Raw genomic sequence first — 16,026 nt, 5'->3', positions numbered from 1 at the left:
CACGAATCAGTTCCAGCGAGTACCCAGCGAGTACGAGGACCGAGGACCCCACGGATGATCGAGCAGCCACCCCCACCCGGCCCCGGCTTCGGCCCGCCCCCACCGCAGTTCGCGCCCGCACAGCCCCCGTACGCACCTGGCCAGCCTTCCTGTGCGCCCGCACAGCCTCCCTTCTCCCCGGTCCCGCCCCAACCGTCGGCTCCGGCCGGCCCGGAGTTCCTGGCGATCGACAAGCGCAACGCGGTCGTGATCGACGCGTCCGGCGTCGCCTTCGAGATGGCCGGTCTCACGATCGAGTTCTACTGGCCCGAGGTCCGCAGCGTCCACTACAAGGCGAGCCCCGACGGCAAGGCCCTGATGGTCGCCGTGATCCACGTGGACGGCAGGTTCTACGAGTGCGTGGTGGAGGCCAAGCCCCGGACGCGGCTGCAGGAGTGGTTCCCGCAGCTGGCCTGGGTGCTCGGCCACTACCGGCCCACGGGGTGAGGGCTCCTACGGCAGCCCGTGCACATGCGGTCCGACGGCGCTGGACCAGGCGTTGCCCGCCGTCGCGTCCCAGTTCGTCGACCAGGTCATCGCGCCCCGCAGGTCGGGATAGGTCCGCGAGGGCTTGAACGAGCCGCAGTTCGTGCCTTTCGTCAGGCAGTCCAGGGCGTTGTTCACGATCGACGGTGACACGTACCCGCTGCCCGCGCCCCGCGTGGAGGCCGGCAGCCCCAGCCCCACCTGGGACGGGGCCAGGCCGCCCTCCAGCTGGATGCAGGCCAGGGCGGTCAGGAAGTCCACCGAGCCCTGGCTGTGGACCTTGCCGTCGCAGCCCAGCATCGAACCGCTGTTGTAGTACTGCATGTTGACGACCGTGAGGATGTCCTTGATGTTCAGCGCGGTCTGGAAGTACGAGTTCGACGTCGACTGCATGTCGAGGGTCTGCGGCGCCATCGTGATGATCAGCGACGAGCCCGCCTTCGCCGAGAGCGAGCGCAGCGCCTGTGTCATGTAGGTCGCGTTGAGGCCGTTCTCCAGGTCGATGTCGACGCCGTCGAAGCTGTACGTCTGCATCAGGGAGTACACCGAGTTCGCGAAGTTCGCCGCCGACGCCGCGTCGTTCACCGCCACCGTGCCGCGCTCGCCGCCGACCGAGACGATGACCTTCTTCCCGGCGGCCTGCTTCGCCCTGATGTCCGCCTTGAACTGGTCGACCGTGTAGCCGCCAAGCCCGGCCGAGTCCAGGTTGAAGGTCACCGCGCCCGGCGTCGAGGTCGCGTCCGCGAAGGCGACGGCGATGACGTCGTACTGGGACTGGACGTCGGCGAGCTTCTGGACCGTCGCCCCGTTGTCGAAGTTCTGCCAGTAGCCGGTCACCGCGTGCTTGGGGAGAGCGGGGCCGGGGCCGGTCGGCGTGTTCGTCGTCGCCGTCACCGCCGCCGACTTCGGCGACTCACCGGTCGCGTTGGCCGCCGTGACCTGGAAGGAGTACGACGTCGAGGCCGCGAGCCCGGTCACGGTCGCCGAGGTGCCGGTCACCGCGGTCACCTTCGTGCCGTTGCGGTGGACGTGGTAGCCGGTCGCGCCCGGGACGGTGTTCCAGGCCAGGGAGACCGACGAGGAGGTCGTACGCGACACGGTGAGGCCGCTCGGGGCTCCCGGGATCGTGGGGGAGGGGTCGGTGCCGCCGCCTCCGGCGGGGCCGTACACCGACACGTCGTCCGCGTGGTAGGCCGCCTGTCCGTACCAGCCGTGCGTGTACACCGTCACCGAGGTCGTCGAGGCGCCGGTGGTGAAGGTGGTCGACAGCTGCTTCCAGGTCGTCGTGTCCGGCGTCCAGGTCGAGACGTCGGTCGTGCCGGTGCCCGTCACGCCCAGGTAGGTGTAGCCGCCCTGTGCCCACGCGCTCAGCGTGTACGTCGAGTTGGGCTGCACCGCCACTGCCTGGGTGCAGCGGGCGTTGTCCTGCCCGGCCGGTGTGGCCTTCAGCGCGGTCGAGCCGCCGTGCACCGGTGCGGAGACGGTCGTGCCGCTGTTCGCGGAACAGGTCCAGTCGCTCAGGCCGGACTCGAAGCCGGCGTTCTTGGCGTTGTTGACGTCCGCGGCCGAGGCGTGGCCCGCGGGGAGGAAGGTGAGGGCGAGGGCGGCGGTGACCGCGGCCACCCGGAATCTGCTGCGTATGGACATGACAAGAGGCATGCTGACAACTTGGTCCAGACCAATTCACGCGTCAAGGGATTCCGATGGTGGAGAATTCGTGTGCGTAACCTGCCCCGTTTTGGCGTGACTTGTGCGAGAGGAGTTCCTTCCCGGCTCAGAGAAGCTGTTCTCCGGCCACAGAGCCGTGGATACAGTGCTCAGATAGTCACGCAATGAAGTCACCGGGGAGCTGCGCGTGCCAACTGCCATTGCCGTGACCAGCGCCGACATGGCGCTGCCGGCGCAGGACGAGCGAACCGTGCCCGCCGTCGTGCTCGGAGACCTCGGCCGGGAGCCGCTGGAACTGTCGTTGGCGGATCTGCAGACCCTGATCGAGCAGCACGGTCATGTGGTCGTCGTCTGCTCACAGGCCGCCCCGCGTGAGGTGGTGCAGCGGCTGCGCACCGTGCGGTCCCTGTTGGAGAGCGACCGTATCGCCCTGTTCCGTCCGGAACTGCCCCCGCTCGGACTCGCCGTCCTGGCCCGCCAGTTGCGGCAGCTGGCCTCCTGCGACCTCAGCCCCGGCGTCCTCGCCTCGGCCGGCCGGCTGCTCACCCACTACATCCACGCCGGGGCCCTCCTCGGCTCCGTCGCCAAGCTGGACCGCATCCCCGTCGACCTCAAGTCGCACGCCAAGTCCTGGGTGCCCGGCAGCCAGTTCGGCGTGCTCGCCCACCCGACCCCGCAACTGGTCCGGATCGCCCCCGGAGCCACCCTCGGCGGCCCGGAGTTCCGCACGTCGATGCTGGTCGCCCAGGGGCAGCTCCAGTCCGACTGGGTCACCTCCAACCTGGTCAAGGTCTGGAACGCGCAGGGCCTGCGCGAGGCGGCGCTGCCCGCCGAGTCGGCCACCTGGTGGGGGACGCCCAAGCTGATCGAGTTCTGCGCGTATCTGCCCGACCTGCCGGTGCTTTACCAACTGGTCACCTCGGTACGGCAGAACTCCTGTCACTGGTGCGGCATCGACGTCATCGGCGACCGCTGCGTCTTCTGCTCCGCCGTCCCGCCCGCCCACGAGCAACCGGTCCGCGCCGGCTGACCGGCCCGGCCCCGCAAGGCCGCCCCGACCCCACCCGACCGCTCCCGACCGATTCCCCCAATGAGGTTGTCCGGTTCATGAACTCCCGTCAGCGCCGTGGCGTGATACTCCTGCTCCTGTCGATCGTGTGCGCCCTCGGCGCCTTCGCCGGCGTCCTGTCCGTCATCAACGACGTGAAGTCCAAGGTCGGTCCCGAGGTCACCGCCTACCGGGTCAAGGCGAGCGTCGCCCCGTACACGCAGCTCAGCGCCGGCCAGTTCGAGAAGATCGAGATGCCCGAGCGGTGGCTGTCGGAGAACGCGGTCACCAACCTCCGCGAGATCCAGGGCAAGATCGCCGTCACGACCCTGCAGAAGGGCTCCCTGCTCCAGAGCGACATGATCGTCGACCAGCCCGCCCTGAAGTCGGGTGAGCAGGAGGTCGCCATCATGATCGACGCGGCGACCGGCGTGGCCGGCAAGATCACCCCGGGCGCCACGGTCAACGTCTACGCCACCTTCGAGGGGCAGCGCGACGGCGACCCCGACCAGTCCAAGCTCATCGTGGAGAACGCCAGGGTCATCAACGTGGGCGAGCAGACCGCGCTCAAGCCCGACGCCGACGACCGCGACCGCGAGCCCACCGACGCCGTCCCGATCACCTTCGCGCTCCAGACCATCGACATCCAGCGCATCACCTACGCCGAGTCGTTCGCCGACGAGGTCCGGCTCGCCCTGGTGGCACCCGGTACGGGCTCCGACGTCGACGCGACGGACCGCACCTACGAACTCGCCAAGGACAAGTGAGAGGCCCCCATGCCCACGAGGATCCTCCCGGCCGTCGGCGACGCGGACGCGGTCCGGTCCCTCACGACGCTGCTCAGCCAGCTCCCCGACGCCGAGCCGGTGGCCCCGGTGGCCGACTCCACCCAGCTCGTCGACACCCTCGCCCGCCTGGCCGCCGAGTCCATCGACGAGCTGCCCGAGGTCGTCGTCGTCCACGAACGCATCGGACCCGTCCCGGCCCTGGAACTCATCCGCGACGTCGCCCTGCGCTTCCCGGCGGTGGGCGTCATCCTCGTGACCTCCGACGCGAGCCCCGGCCTCTTCCAGGCCGCCATGGACTACGGGGCGCGGGGTCTGGTCGCCCTGCCCCTGCACTACGAGGAGCTGGCCAGCCGCGTCAACGCGGTGGCCCAGTGGTCGGTGGGCGTACGGCGGCATCTGGGCGCCGGCGGCGATGTGTTCAGCGGCGTCGGCGGCACGGTCGTGACGGTGAGCGGCGCGAAGGGCGGGGTCGGGACCACCCTCACCGCCGTCCAACTGGCCCTCGCCGCCCAGACGTCCGGCCGTAGCACCGCCCTGCTCGACATGGACCTGCAGACCGGCGACATCGCCGCCTACCTGGACATCCAGTTCCGCCGCTCGGTCGTCGACCTGGCCACCATCAACGACATCACGCCGCGCGTGCTGGCGGACGCGGTGTTCCGGCACGACACCGGCGTCGCCCTGCTCCTCGCCCCCGGCGACGGCGAACGCGGCGAGGAGGTCACCGACCGCGCCGCCCGCCACATCGTCGGCGCCCTGCGCTCCCGCTACGAGGTCGTCGTCATCGACTGCGGCGCCCAGCTGACCGGCGCGAGCGCGGCCGCCGTGGAGATGGCCGACACGGCGCTCCTCGTCACCACCCCGGACGTGGTCGCGGTGCGCGGCGCCAAGCGCACGGTACGGATGTGGGACCGCCTGCAGATCCGCAAGGCGGAGGAGACCACGACCGTCGTCAACCGCTACTCGCGCGGTACGGAGATCCAGCCCGCCCTGATCCAGCGGATCACCGGCACGGCCATCGCGAGCACCGTGATCCCCGCCAACTTCAAGGAACTCCAGGGCGCGGTCGACGCCGGCCGGGTGCACGAGCTGGACAGCAAGGGCTCGGTCAAGCAGGCCCTGTGGGCGCTCGCGGGCGAGCTGGGGCTGGTCAAGGGCACCGAGGGCGCCGCCCAGCAGCGCCGCAACGGCCGGGCGCGGGGCGGGGACCGGGCGGCACTGACGTTCCGGCGGCGCAAGGAGCTCGGGCGGTGAGGCGGCGGCTGAGAGCCTGTGCGCAGGCCCTCAGGGACGACCGGGGCCAGGTGACCGTCGAGTTCCTCGGCATGACCCCGCTGATCATCCTGACGCTGGTGCTGCTGTGGCAGTTCGTGCTGCTGGGATACACGTTCACGCTCGCGGGGAACGCCGCGGACGAGGCGGCACGGGCGGCGACGGCGTCCGAGGGGCAGGCGGGCTGCGAGGAGGCGGGGCTGCAGCATCTGCCGGGCGCGTGGCAGGGCGGCGCGAGCGTGCAGTGCGGTGCGGGCGGCGGTTACGTCACGGCCGATGTGCACCTGGAGGTGCCCGTCCTCTTCCCCGGCTCGATCGGCTTCCCGTTCACCGTCGAGGGCCACGCGGGGGCCGTGCAGGAGGAGAAGGACTGAGATGTCGTACGACGCCGAAGTCCGCGGAGCCGGCAGAGGCCGCAAGGCCCGTGACCGCGGCCAGGTGGCCATCGAGTACCTCGGGTTCATCCCGATCCTGATCCTCGTCGCCATGGCCGGCGTACAGATCGGCCTGATCGCCTACACCGCCCAGCAGGCGGGCACGGCGGCCCGGGCCGGGGCGCGCGCCGCCTCGCTGGAGCCCGGTACCGCCCAGGAGGGGTGCCAGAACGCGGTCAGCGACTGGTTGTCCGTCACCTGTGAACCCGCGGAAGGCGGCGACGAGGTCACCGTCACCGCCACCGTCCAGATCCCGTCGATCGTCCCCGGCTGGGACTTCGGCGACGCCCGGAAGACCGCAACCATGCCGCTCGACTTCGACCCGACCACCGACTGACGCAGGAACGAGGAGCACCGACTATGAGCCTGCGCGCACGTATCAACACCCCCGAGGAGAACACCGGCCGGGGCGAGGACGGCCACCTGGTCGCCTCCTACCGGGCCAAGCTCCTGGAGGAGATCGACCTCGCGGAGATGAGCTCGCTGGCCGCGGCCGAGCGCAGGGCCCGCCTGGAACGAGTCCTCGGCCACATCATCAGCCGTGAGGGCCCGGTGCTGTCGACGGTCGAGCGCTCGCAGCTGATCCGCAGGGTCGTCGACGAGGCACTCGGCCTCGGCATCCTCGAACCACTCCTGGAGGACGCGTCGATCACCGAGATCATGGTGAACGGCCCGGACGCGATCTTCGTCGAACGCGCGGGCCGGGTCGAGCAGTTGCCGCTCCGCTTCCCGTCCCACGACCAGCTGATGCAGACGATCGAGCGCATCGTCTCGACGGTGAACCGGCGGGTGGACGAGTCGAACCCGATGGTGGACGCCCGTCTGCCGTCCGGCGAGCGAGTGAACGTCATCATCCCGCCCCTGTCGCTCACGGGCGCGACCCTGACGATCCGCCGCTTCCCCCGCTCCTTCACCCTGCACGAGATGACCGGCCTCGGCTCGCTCGACGAGCCCATGGTGTATCTGCTGGCCGGGCTGGTGCAGGCGAAGTTCAACATCATCGTCTCGGGCGCGACGGGCACGGGAAAGACCACGCTGCTCAACGCGTTGTCCGGGCTGATCCCCGAGCGCGAGCGCATCATCACCATCGAGGACTCCGCCGAACTCCAGCTCCAGCAGTCCCATGTGATCCGCCTGGAGTCCAGGCCCCCCAACGTCGAGGGCAAGGGCCAGGTGACGATCCGCGACCTGGTCCGCAACTCCCTCCGTATGCGCCCCGACCGCATCGTCGTCGGTGAGGTCCGCGGCGGCGAGTCCCTGGACATGCTCCAGGCGATGTCGACCGGCCACGACGGCTCCCTCGCCACCGTGCACGCCAACAGCACCGAGGACGCCCTGATGCGCCTGAAGACCCTCGCGTCCATGGCCGACGTGACGGTCCCCTTCGAGGCGCTGCACGACCAGATCAACAGCGCGGTGGACGTGATCATCCAGCTGACCCGTTTCCCGGACGGCGCCCGCAGGATCACCGAGATCGCGATCCTGGACAGCCATGGCGCGGAGCCGTACCGCGTGGTGACGGCGGCCCGCTTCCACGCCCAGCCCATGACGCCGGACGGCCGCGTCCACGGCGCCTTCGCGTACCACCCCCTCCCGCGCCGCACCGCGGACCGCCTCTACATGGCGAGCCAGCCGATACCCCAGGCCTTCGGCGTCGCCCAGTCACCGCTCGAGCTCGCCACCCGAGAAGCCAGGTAGGACCCCCCATGGACCTGCAGACCCGCATCACCCTCACGACCGGCGTCGCCCTGCTGACCTGCGCCCTGGCCGTGGTGGGCGTCCACGCGTACGCCGCCGGCCGGGCCCAGCGTCAGGCCCTGGTCGACCGCCTGACGGCCACCGGCCAGATCGCCGGAGCCGGCGGCCGCCGACGCCGCTTCACGGACCTGGACCGCCGTCTGCGCCGTACGAAACCGGGAAAGCGGCTGGAACTCCGCCTGGCGGCGACCGGCCTGGACGTGACCCCCGGCGAGTTCTTCGTCTACATGCTGGCGACGGTCGCGGGTCTGTGGCTGGTCGGCCAGGCGACCCTGGCGCCGTTCTTCGGCCCGATCGCGGGCCTGCTGGGCGTGTGGGCGGCGGTGCAGTTCCTCAACTGGCAACGCCAGAAGCGCATCGAGAGGTTCATCAACCAACTCCCGGAAATGGCCCGCATCCTGGCGAACGCCGCTCACGCGGGACTCGCCCTGCGTACGGCCATCGGCCTGGCCGCGGAGGAGCTGGAGGCCCCGGCGGGCGAGGAACTGGCCAAGGTCTCCAACCAGCTGGCGCTGGGCGCCTCCATGGACGACGCCCTGGGCGAGCTGGCGGAACGCCTGCCGTCCCGCGAGCTGGTCGTCCTGGTCACGACGCTGGTGCTGTCGAACCGGGCCGGCGGCCAGGTGGTCAGCGCACTGCGCAACCTCACGGAGACGCTGGAGGAGCGCAAGGAGACGCGACGCGAGGTCCGTACCCAGCTGTCCCAGGTGAGCATGACGTCGTACGCGGTCCCGGCCCTGGGCGTGGGCTCGCTGTTCCTGATGAACGGCGTGCAGGACGGCGCCCTGGACCGTATGACGGGTTCGCCGTTCGGCCAGGCGGCGGTGCTGATCGCGTTCGGGCTGTACGCGGTCGGCTTCATCCTGATCCGCCGCCTGTCGCGGATCGACGTCTGAGCCGCGGCAAGGGAGGCGAACGAGACAATGGGACTCGGACAACTGGGACTTCTCCTGGCGCTGGTGATGGCCCTGAGCGTGGGGGGGATCTTCGCCGGCATCCGCATGTACCGCGCGGAGGCGAAACTCCCCGCCGACCTGGCGCTGGCCCTGGAGATCGGCGCGACCCGCACCGGCGCCGTGGACTCGCTCGTCGACCGCATGGGCATGCGCTACGCCCCCGCCGTACTGCGCCTGATGGGCCCGAAGCTGGTGGCCAAGTACCGCCGCAAGATCGACCTCGCCGGCAACCCCGGCGGCCTGACCATCGACCGCTATGCGGCCAGGCGTGCGGTGTACGGCTTCCTGGGCGCGGTCGGCTTCCTGGTCTTCCTGCTCAGGGGCCAGGTGTTGGTGGCGTTGTTGTTGCTGGCCTTCGGCGCCTTCTGGACGGAGGTCGGCATCTGGTCGGCGATCCGGATCAGGAAGGACGAGATCGAGCGCACCCTGCCGGACTTCCTGGACGTACTGGCGGTCGTGGTGAGCGCGGGACTGGGCTTCCGCCAGGCACTGGACCGGGTCGCCTCGAAGTACGAGGGTCCCTGGGCCGACGAACTCCGCATCACCCTGCGCCAGATGGACCTCGGCATGAGCCGCCGTCAGGCCTTCGCGGAGCTGAGGCGGCGCAACGACTCGGAACAAGTGGCGATGTTCGTGACGGCGCTCCAGCAGGGGGAGGAACTGGGCGCGCCGATCGTCGACACGCTGGTCGCACTGGCGAAGGACATGCGCCGCACGGATGCGCAGAACGCCCGACGGAAGGCGGCGCGGGCGGTGCCCAAGGCCACGATGATGATCACGACCTTCATGGTTCCGGCGACGATGATCCTGCTGGGGGCGGGGCTGTTGCTGGGGTCGGGGACGGACTTCGGCTCGTTGACGGGGGAGTAGGGGGCGGGTGAGGTCTGTGTCGATGACGAGGGCGCTGTGGGTGCCGACGACTTGGGCGAAGGCGGCTGCATGAACGAGCAGGAGCCGCCCCCCGCTGCCACGCCTGTCCGGCTCGTGGTCGCTGCCGAGAAACCTGCCGTCCGAGTGGGCCTGGCGGCCCTCCTCACCACTCAGGCGGACGCAACAGTGGTGGCAGAGGCGACGAACGGCCACGAGGCCCACGAGGCGGCAGCCCGCCACCGCCCCGACATGATCCTCCTGGACGTCCGCCTACCGGGCATGGACGACATCACGGCGCTTCCCCAACTCGTCCGCATCGCGCCGGTGATGATGCTGACGTACAGCGGAGAGTCGGAGTCCGAGTCGGAGTCCGAGTCGGAGTCGGAGTCGGTCCGGGAGGCGCTGCGCCGAGGGGCCGTCGGCCACCTGGTCCACGGTGAGTTCACGGCGGACGAACTGGTGGACGCCGTACGGGACATCAGGGAGGGCACGCAACGGAGCGACAGGATGCCGCGTCTGCCACGTCCCACTCCCACGGCAACTGGATCACTAGCGCAAGCAAACGCCCAACTGCCAACTACCGCAAGCAATTCCCCGGAACGCCTTTCGCGAATGCAACCAGATGTGGGACAGTCGTCGTCGGACCGGTCGCGGTTCCGGCTGAGCAGGAGGGAGACGGAGATCATGGGCCTCATCGCATCGGGCATGAACAACCAGCAGATCGCCGCCACCTGCTTCATCAGCGAGAAGACGGTCAAGAACCACATCAACCGCATCTTCGCCAAACTCCATAGCACCAGCCGTGCGGATGCCACCGCCAAGTGGCTGGGCAAGGGCCCGGGTTCACCCCCAGGACGGAGCTGACGGCGATGACACAGCGATGGTTTTCGGCCTGGGTCCGGAATCGGCCCCAGGTGCCCTCTGGTGTTTCGGGTATTTCCGCTTACTTTTCTCGCAAGACTTCTCTCAAGACTTGCGAGCTCAGCGCTCAGCGATCGCTGAACACCAGAGGGGAACACCATGAGCAACTGGATCAACACCACCGTCGAGCACCTGCGCTCCCGTGCCGCTCGCGACGACAGGGGGCAGACGGCGGTGGAGTATCTGGGGATCATCGCGGTGGTCGTGGCGATTGTGCTGGCCATTGTGGGTACGGACATCGGCCAGACGATCTTCGACGCGATCACGGACAAGATCACCGAAGTGACCGGCGGTTGATGCGGCCATCCAGGTACGGCGGCGACGCAGGGCAGGCTTTCCCCATCTACATCATGGTGGTGGCGGGCCTGCTCTTTCTCGCGTTCGCGTACCTTGCGGTCGGCCAGGCCGCGGCGAACCGGAACGGCGCCCAGACCGCGGCGGACGCGGCGGCTCTGGCGGCGGCGCAGGAAACCCGAGACCAACTCGCGGGCATGTGGGTGGAGGACGTACTCGATCCGACGAAGTGGCAGGACATCTTCGACGGGATCGGGGTGGGGTCCGACGGCTGCTGGCGGGCGTACGAGCTGGCGGCGCAGAACGATGCGGATGTCAGGGGCTGTGATCCGGTGGAGCCCCTCGGCTACACGGTCGCCGTCGAATCCACGAAGCCCGTCGGCGACTCGATCGTCCCCGGCACGGAGGACATGAAGTCGCAGGCCTCCGCCACCGCCGTGATCGAGCCCCGCTGCACGTTCGAACTCCCTGGCGAGGACGCCGGGGGCGAGGCCGAGCCGGGCGACGGAAACGACGTACTGCCGCTCCCGCAACTCACGTGCGAGGACAGGAACTGGGATCCGGACCCGGAGGATCCGACCACCCTTCCGGACCCCGAGGACCTCTTCGACGTCCATCTGGCCGACTCAGCAGCGATCGACGAGTGACTAAGGAAGCAGAGGCATGAGCATGCGGTTCACGGCGAAGGCCCACAGGGGGATGGTCGCGCTGACCGTTGCGGCTGGACTGGCCCTCGGCGTGGGCGGCTGCGGCAGCGGCGGGGACGACGGCAAGAAGCCGAAGACGTCGGCGCCCGCCACCACGGGGCGTGGATCCAACCCGAGTGCTCAGGAGGGACAGACGGACGAGCTCTTGGCGGAGTTGAAGGGTTCGGACGGACTGCTCCTGCAGATCACCTCGGCCCAGCGGGACTCCGGTGGCTTCATCACCGTGAACGGCAACCTGAAGAACGACGGGGACAAGAGCACGTCGGTCCCCTCTGCGTTGAGCGGAAACGAGACCGAGATCACCAGAAACGGCCGGTCCCTCGGCGGCGCCACGCTCGTCGACTCGAAGAGCAAGAAGCGGTACTACGTCCTACGGGACACGGACGGCCGTCCGCTGACGACCACGGGCTTCTCGAGCCTCAAGGCCGGCGAGAGCCTGTCCGTGTTCATGCAGTTCCCCTCTCCGCCCACCGACACGAGCGAAGTCACCTTCCAGCTGCCGACCTTCGCCGCCGCCACCATCCAGATCTCCGGGTGAGGCAAACATGACCCGCACCCCGCGCCTCACCCTGACCCTCACCGCGGCCACGGTCATGGTCGCCGCGAACCTGCTCGGCGCCACAACGGCCGACGCGGCCGACGACCCCAGCGTCCCGCCCGGCACGGAGGCGACCGCCACCGCGCCCGTTGAAGTGGACGCCAACGACCCCGACCTCAAACTCCCCGAAGGCGCGACGCTGGCCCAGGCCAAGGTCCTGGACATCAAACAGGTGGTCGAAGACCAGGCCGGCGAGGAACGCCGCGAAGACACCAACGCGGACGTGAAGTTCGCCCTCCAGGCCGAGGTCCTCTTCCCCAAGGACAGCGCCAAGCTCACCGGCGAGGCAAAGGCCCGTATCTCGGAGATCGCCGAGGAGATCAAGACCCAGAACGCCACCCGCATCCGCGTCTTCGGCTTCACCGACAACCTGGGCTCGTCCGCCCACGGCGACGTCCTGTCCAGGAAGCGCGCGAACGCCGTACAGGGGATCCTGGAAGCGGAGCTGAACGACTCGACGGTGACGTACGAAGTACGGGGGTACGGCGAGCAGTACCCGATCTCTTCGAATGCGACGGAGGCGGGGCGCAAGAAGAACCGGCGGGTGGAGGTGTCGTTTCCGCGCTCGGAGAACTGACCGCGACGAGAAGCACGAGGCGTATACGTCACGTATACTTGCGCTATGCCTGACGTCATGATCCGCGTGCCCGCCGAAGTCCGTGACCAGCTCGCCGCCGTGGCGGAGGCCCGTGGGACCAGTCTTCGTGCCCTCATGCAGGAAATAGCGGCTCAGACCCTGACCCCCGAGCAGATCAAGGAACGGGCCGAGCGCACCCGGGCCCTTCTCGCCGAGCGGTTCGGGCATTACGTGACGGACGAGGAATCCGCGGAGATGCGGCGCCAGATGCGGGAGGCCACGGCCGCACACCGGGCCGCTCTCGGGGATGCCGAGTCGCCCCGTTGAACCAGATCGAGCACTACGTTCTCGACAGTCACACCCTGCTGGTGATGGGGGGCAACAAGCAGGTCTCCGGCCTCATCCACGCCGCGGCGTCCAGCGAGGATGTGCGCCTGTGGGTGCCAGTCCTGTCCCTCGTGGAGGCTGAGCGTGAGCGTGCGGGGATCGTGGCTCACGCGGGGGTACTGCTGGACGTGCTGCGCGTCATCGACGACGACTACGCGATGGCCGTGACCGTCGCCGCATTGTTCCGCACCGGTGTTGCCACCGGTGTCGCCGCCGCCGTACATGTGGCGCGACCGAACCCGATGCTTCCCGACGGAGCACTGGTGGCCACTGTCTCACCGGAGGCCTACGACGGACTGGGGGTCGGGGTCATGGACCTGAACCACTGACAAGCCCGACCCGGTCGCGGGCAGGAGCGGCCTCGCTCCTGCCCGAGCCCTGCATCCCACGCCGCGCGTCTACGGCGCGGCCCGGAGACCACCGACCGATAGCCGCCGGTCCGGCGCGCGTGCATGCAAGCCGCGTCTGCGCTGCCGACCGGGGACGACGCAGCCAACTGCCGACCGTCCTCAGCAACAACTCCGACGACGACTCCGGCGGCGGTGGCGGCATGTCCGCCGTCGCCGGCCTCCCGCACGTCGGCGGGGCCGCCTCCCGCCTGGACCCCGAGCGGGTACGCCGCACGGTCGCCGAGGTGTACGGCATCCTGACGCGCCGTGAGGAGTTCTTCCGCAGCGCCGGCATCGATTCCATAGCCACCTTCCGCAAGATGCGGGCACGCGGCGACATCTCGGTCGCGGACCAGCCGTGGGGTGACGTCTTCCTGGCCATCGACGGCTGGGGGAACTTCCGCACCGAGTACGAAGGCTTGGAAGCGGCTGTTCTCGACATCGCCGCGAGAGGCCTCGGCTACGGCATCCACCTCATCCTCACCGCGTCCCGCGCCATGGAAGTCCGCGCCAACCTCAAGGACCTGCTGATGAACCGCCTCGAGCTGCGGCTCGGCGACCCCATGGACTCCGAGCTGGACCGCAAGGCGGCCGAAAACGTGCCGGCGGGCGTGCCCGGCCGGGGGCTCACTCCGGAAGCGCTGCACTTCATGGCAGCGGTTCCCCGCATCGACGGTGCCAAGTCCGACGAAGAACTCTCCGAGGCGACGGCTGCCATGGGCCGGGACGTGGCCCGCCACTGGACGGCGCCCAAGGCGCCGGCAGTCCGTCTCCTGCCGCTCCGACTGCCCCTCGGGGAGCTGCCCGCAGCCGCTGCGGAGCCGGACCGCGGGGTCGCCTTCGCGCTCGACGAGAACAACCTGGAACCCGTCTTCGCCAACTTCGAACAGGACCCCTTCTTCCTCGTCTTCGGCGAAAGCGAGTCCGGCAAGTCCAACCTTCTGCGGCTCCTCATCAAGCAGCTGACCGATCTGCACGACGGGAACTCCTGCAAGCTCTTCGTCATCGACAACCGCCGCTCGCTGCTGGACGCGGCCCCCGCATCCCACCTGGCCGAGTACGTGCCCATGTCCAACGCCATGGACCACCACGTGGAGGCCCTGGCCGACCTCATGCGGCGCCGTACGCCTTCACCCGACGTGACCGCCGAGCAGTTGCGGGAACGCAGCTGGTGGAGCGGTCCGACGGTGTACGTGATCGTCGACGACTACGACCTGGTGTCGACCTCCGGCGGCAACCCCCTCGCCCCCCTCACGGAACTCCTCCCGTTCGCCCGCGACGTCGGCATCCGCTTCATCGTCGCCCGGAACACCGCGGGCGCCGGCCGGTCCTCGTACGAACCCTTCATGCAGCGCATCAAGGAGCTGGGCGCACAGGGCGTCGTACTGTCCGGTGACCCGAACGAGGGCGACATCCTCGGCAACGTACGTCCGCGTTCGATGCCGACGGGCCGGGGCGTCTTCGTCTCGCGGAGGCGGGGGAGCCTGTTGGTGCAGACGGGCCTCATGGAAGGGGAAGGCCGGCGCTGACGACCGACACCCGCACCCCCACCCCCAGCCCCCACCCCGCCATGGCCCCGGCCTCCGCCTCCAGCACATGCCGCGAACGAAGCCGGGGCAGGCCCAAGCGCCCCGGCCGCATGGTGCCCACGGCGATGACGTTCAGCTTGCGGTCGAGATGGGCGACGTCGATGGGGATCCGCATACGGAAGGTGTGCACGCCACTGGCGGGCGTCAGCAGCATCGCCCCGTCGACGGAATCACGCCCCAGGAGCCCCTTCGAACGGGCCCGGTACGACGACGCGAACTCCAGGGGGACCGAGACGTCGCCCCGCTCCCCGTGCACGACCAGCGTCCCCCGCCCGTCCCGCCACCGTCGTCCCATGCTCGGACACCTCCTGGGGGCCGTTTCAAACTCTGTTGTCCGCCGAGTGCCGGCCGGGTAGGAAAGACCCCATGACCGGACTCGGCGCAATCTTCCGCCCCCAACTCGCCCCTGAGCGACTCCGATCCGTCGCTCGCCTCGCCGACGAGACGGGCCTCGACGAACTCTGGCTCTGGGAGGACTGTTTCCGGGAGGGAGGGATCTCCACGGCCGCCGCCGCACTCGCGTGGACCGAGCGCGTGCGGGTCGGCATCGGACTCCTCCCCGTCCCGTTGCGGAACGTCGCCATCACCGCCATGGAGGCCGCCTCCCTCCACCGTATGTTCCCGGGCCGTCCGATCCTCGCCGTCGGGCACGGGGTGCAGGACTGGATGGGGCAGGTCGGGGCCCGGGTCGAGTCGCCGGTGACCCTGCTGCGGGAGCACCTCGATGTGCTGCGGGCCCTGTTGCGCGGAGAGCGGGTGACCGTCGAGGGCCGGTACGTGAACCTCGACGACGTCGCCCTCGACTGGCCGCCCGCCGAGCCGGTGCCCGTCATCGCCGGGGTCACCGGGCCCCGCTCGCTGCGGCTCGCCGGTGAGTCGGCCGACGGGACGTTGCTCACCGCCTCGACTTCACCGGAGGGCGTACGGCGGGCGCGCCAACTCATCGACGAGGGGAGGGAGTCGGCGGGACGTACCGATGGCGCGTCGCACCAGGTCGTCGTCTACCTCCTGACCGCCACCGGGCCCGACGGGCCCGCCCGGCTCAAGGCCGAACTCGAAGCCGAAGGGCTCGGCTCCGTGCCCGACCTCGGTGTCGCCGGGGACGCCGGCGCCGTCGCGAAGGCCGTGCAGCGGCTCGCTGATGCCGGTGCGGACACCGTGGTGCTGCAGCCGACGGGGGACGAGCCCGACCCGGAGGGGTTCGTGCGGTTCGTGGCCGAGGAAGTGCGGCCCTTGGTGCCGTAG

General features: G+C 69.7%; 19 protein-coding genes and 1 pseudogene. 18 read left to right on the top strand and 2 right to left on the bottom strand.

Annotation, left to right across the window (positions count from 1 at the left end):
* Positions 1-54: 54 nt before the first annotated feature.
* A complete protein-coding gene (locus QQM39_RS15205) occupies positions 55-486 on the top strand; it encodes a hypothetical protein (protein WP_301997244.1) in 432 nt (143 codons plus the stop codon).
* Positions 487-492: 6 nt separating this feature from the next.
* Here QQM39_RS15205 and QQM39_RS15200 read toward each other — a convergent pair whose 3' ends face one another.
* Positions 493-2,172, bottom strand: a complete 1,680-nt coding sequence (locus tag QQM39_RS15200; protein WP_301997243.1) for a chitinase — start codon at positions 2,170-2,172, stop codon at positions 493-495.
* A 241-nt stretch (positions 2,173-2,413) separates the two neighbouring features.
* Between QQM39_RS15200 and QQM39_RS15195 the strand changes: the two genes are divergently transcribed.
* The 16 genes and pseudogenes from QQM39_RS15195 to eccCb form a co-directional block, all read left to right on the top strand.
* Positions 2,414-3,223, top strand: a complete 810-nt coding sequence (locus tag QQM39_RS15195; RefSeq protein WP_302003588.1) for a hypothetical protein — start codon at positions 2,414-2,416, stop codon at positions 3,221-3,223.
* 77 nt (positions 3,224-3,300) lie between these two features.
* Complete coding sequence (gene cpaB, locus QQM39_RS15190; protein ID WP_301997242.1) at positions 3,301-4,008, top strand: Flp pilus assembly protein CpaB; 708 nt, start codon at positions 3,301-3,303, stop codon at positions 4,006-4,008.
* Between the two features lie 9 nt (positions 4,009-4,017).
* Positions 4,018-5,283 carry an AAA family ATPase gene (locus QQM39_RS15185; protein WP_301997241.1) on the top strand — a complete coding sequence of 422 codons (1,266 nt, stop codon included), beginning with the start codon at positions 4,018-4,020 and terminating at the stop codon, positions 5,281-5,283.
* Positions 5,284-5,354: 71 nt separating this feature from the next.
* The gene (locus QQM39_RS15180) at positions 5,355-5,675 is read left to right on the top strand and encodes a pilus assembly protein (protein WP_302003587.1); all 321 of its coding nucleotides are present in this window, start codon (positions 5,355-5,357) and stop codon (positions 5,673-5,675) included.
* Position 5,676: 1 nt separating this feature from the next.
* Positions 5,677-6,072: a TadE/TadG family type IV pilus assembly protein gene (locus tag QQM39_RS15175; RefSeq protein ID WP_301997240.1), complete on the top strand. Its 396-nt coding sequence runs from the start codon at positions 5,677-5,679 to the stop codon at positions 6,070-6,072.
* A 23-nt stretch (positions 6,073-6,095) separates the two neighbouring features.
* Positions 6,096-7,433 carry a CpaF family protein gene (locus tag QQM39_RS15170; RefSeq protein ID WP_301997239.1) on the top strand — a complete coding sequence of 446 codons (1,338 nt, stop codon included), beginning with the start codon at positions 6,096-6,098 and terminating at the stop codon, positions 7,431-7,433.
* A gap of 8 nt (positions 7,434-7,441) precedes the next feature.
* A complete protein-coding gene (locus QQM39_RS15165; RefSeq protein WP_301997238.1) occupies positions 7,442-8,389 on the top strand; it encodes a type II secretion system F family protein in 948 nt (315 codons plus the stop codon).
* Positions 8,390-8,416: 27 nt separating this feature from the next.
* Positions 8,417-9,319: a DUF5936 domain-containing protein gene (locus tag QQM39_RS15160; RefSeq protein WP_301997237.1), complete on the top strand. Its 903-nt coding sequence runs from the start codon at positions 8,417-8,419 to the stop codon at positions 9,317-9,319.
* A gap of 69 nt (positions 9,320-9,388) precedes the next feature.
* Positions 9,389-10,183, top strand: coding sequence for a response regulator transcription factor (locus QQM39_RS15155; protein ID WP_301997236.1), 795 nt, complete (start codon positions 9,389-9,391; stop codon positions 10,181-10,183).
* A gap of 156 nt (positions 10,184-10,339) precedes the next feature.
* On the top strand, positions 10,340-10,537 hold the full coding sequence (locus tag QQM39_RS15150; RefSeq protein ID WP_301997235.1) for a hypothetical protein: 198 nt from the start codon (positions 10,340-10,342) through the stop codon (positions 10,535-10,537).
* On the top strand, positions 10,537-11,181 hold the full coding sequence (locus QQM39_RS15145; protein WP_301997234.1) for a pilus assembly protein TadG-related protein: 645 nt from the start codon (positions 10,537-10,539) through the stop codon (positions 11,179-11,181). Before QQM39_RS15150 ends, QQM39_RS15145 begins: the two co-directional genes overlap by 1 nt.
* A gap of 16 nt (positions 11,182-11,197) precedes the next feature.
* Positions 11,198-11,779, top strand: a complete 582-nt coding sequence (locus QQM39_RS15140) for a hypothetical protein (protein ID WP_301997233.1) — start codon at positions 11,198-11,200, stop codon at positions 11,777-11,779.
* A gap of 7 nt (positions 11,780-11,786) precedes the next feature.
* Entirely contained in the window at positions 11,787-12,416 is a 630-nt protein-coding gene (locus QQM39_RS15135) for an OmpA family protein (protein ID WP_301997231.1), read from the top strand.
* 45 nt (positions 12,417-12,461) lie between these two features.
* The gene (locus QQM39_RS15130) at positions 12,462-12,743 is read left to right on the top strand and encodes an Arc family DNA-binding protein (protein ID WP_301997230.1); all 282 of its coding nucleotides are present in this window, start codon (positions 12,462-12,464) and stop codon (positions 12,741-12,743) included.
* Positions 12,740-13,132, top strand: coding sequence for a hypothetical protein (locus QQM39_RS15125; RefSeq protein WP_301997229.1), 393 nt, complete (start codon positions 12,740-12,742; stop codon positions 13,130-13,132). Before QQM39_RS15130 ends, QQM39_RS15125 begins: the two co-directional genes overlap by 4 nt.
* A gap of 209 nt (positions 13,133-13,341) precedes the next feature.
* A pseudogene (eccCb, locus tag QQM39_RS15120) lies at positions 13,342-14,721 on the top strand (type VII secretion protein EccCb); the annotation flags it as partial.
* Here eccCb and QQM39_RS15115 read toward each other — a convergent pair.
* Positions 14,696-15,076 (bottom strand): DUF192 domain-containing protein, encoded by a 381-nt coding sequence (locus tag QQM39_RS15115; RefSeq protein ID WP_301997228.1) that lies wholly within the window; start codon positions 15,074-15,076, stop codon positions 14,696-14,698. The pseudogene eccCb and the gene QQM39_RS15115 sit on opposite strands and share 26 nt — an antisense overlap.
* A gap of 71 nt (positions 15,077-15,147) precedes the next feature.
* Between QQM39_RS15115 and QQM39_RS15110 the strand changes: the two genes are divergently transcribed.
* A complete protein-coding gene (locus tag QQM39_RS15110; RefSeq protein ID WP_301997227.1) occupies positions 15,148-16,026 on the top strand; it encodes an LLM class flavin-dependent oxidoreductase in 879 nt (292 codons plus the stop codon).

Origin of the sequence: Streptomyces sp. DT2A-34 (assembly GCF_030499515.1) — a bacterium.
Lineage (GTDB): Bacteria > Actinomycetota > Actinomycetes > Streptomycetales > Streptomycetaceae > Streptomyces.
Note: the sequence above shows the minus strand (reverse complement) of the source record. Positions and strands in the feature narration are given on the sequence as shown.

Bases quoted from the DNA above. Each gene is read 5' to 3' on its own strand.
- QQM39_RS15140 (WP_301997233.1), top strand. From the start codon at position 11,198: ATGAGCATGCGGTTCACGGCGAAGGCCCACAGGGGGATGGTCGCGCTG.
- QQM39_RS15115 (WP_301997228.1), bottom strand. From the start codon at position 15,076: ATGGGACGACGGTGGCGGGACGGGCGGGGGACGCTGGTCGTGCACGGG.
- QQM39_RS15205 (WP_301997244.1), top strand. From the start codon at position 55: ATGATCGAGCAGCCACCCCCACCCGGCCCCGGCTTCGGCCCGCCCCCA.
- cpaB (WP_301997242.1), top strand. From the start codon at position 3,301: ATGAACTCCCGTCAGCGCCGTGGCGTGATACTCCTGCTCCTGTCGATC.
- QQM39_RS15155 (WP_301997236.1), top strand. From the start codon at position 9,389: ATGAACGAGCAGGAGCCGCCCCCCGCTGCCACGCCTGTCCGGCTCGTG.
- QQM39_RS15160 (WP_301997237.1), top strand. From the start codon at position 8,417: ATGGGACTCGGACAACTGGGACTTCTCCTGGCGCTGGTGATGGCCCTG.
- QQM39_RS15195 (WP_302003588.1), top strand. From the start codon at position 2,414: ATGGCGCTGCCGGCGCAGGACGAGCGAACCGTGCCCGCCGTCGTGCTC.
- QQM39_RS15145 (WP_301997234.1), top strand. From the start codon at position 10,537: ATGCGGCCATCCAGGTACGGCGGCGACGCAGGGCAGGCTTTCCCCATC.
- QQM39_RS15180 (WP_302003587.1), top strand. From the start codon at position 5,355: ATGACCCCGCTGATCATCCTGACGCTGGTGCTGCTGTGGCAGTTCGTG.
- QQM39_RS15110 (WP_301997227.1), top strand. From the start codon at position 15,148: ATGACCGGACTCGGCGCAATCTTCCGCCCCCAACTCGCCCCTGAGCGA.
- QQM39_RS15165 (WP_301997238.1), top strand. From the start codon at position 7,442: ATGGACCTGCAGACCCGCATCACCCTCACGACCGGCGTCGCCCTGCTG.
- QQM39_RS15150 (WP_301997235.1), top strand. From the start codon at position 10,340: ATGAGCAACTGGATCAACACCACCGTCGAGCACCTGCGCTCCCGTGCC.
- QQM39_RS15130 (WP_301997230.1), top strand. From the start codon at position 12,462: ATGCCTGACGTCATGATCCGCGTGCCCGCCGAAGTCCGTGACCAGCTC.
- QQM39_RS15135 (WP_301997231.1), top strand. From the start codon at position 11,787: ATGACCCGCACCCCGCGCCTCACCCTGACCCTCACCGCGGCCACGGTC.
- QQM39_RS15185 (WP_301997241.1), top strand. From the start codon at position 4,018: ATGCCCACGAGGATCCTCCCGGCCGTCGGCGACGCGGACGCGGTCCGG.
- QQM39_RS15175 (WP_301997240.1), top strand. From the start codon at position 5,677: ATGTCGTACGACGCCGAAGTCCGCGGAGCCGGCAGAGGCCGCAAGGCC.
- QQM39_RS15170 (WP_301997239.1), top strand. From the start codon at position 6,096: ATGAGCCTGCGCGCACGTATCAACACCCCCGAGGAGAACACCGGCCGG.
- QQM39_RS15200 (WP_301997243.1), bottom strand. From the start codon at position 2,172: ATGTCCATACGCAGCAGATTCCGGGTGGCCGCGGTCACCGCCGCCCTC.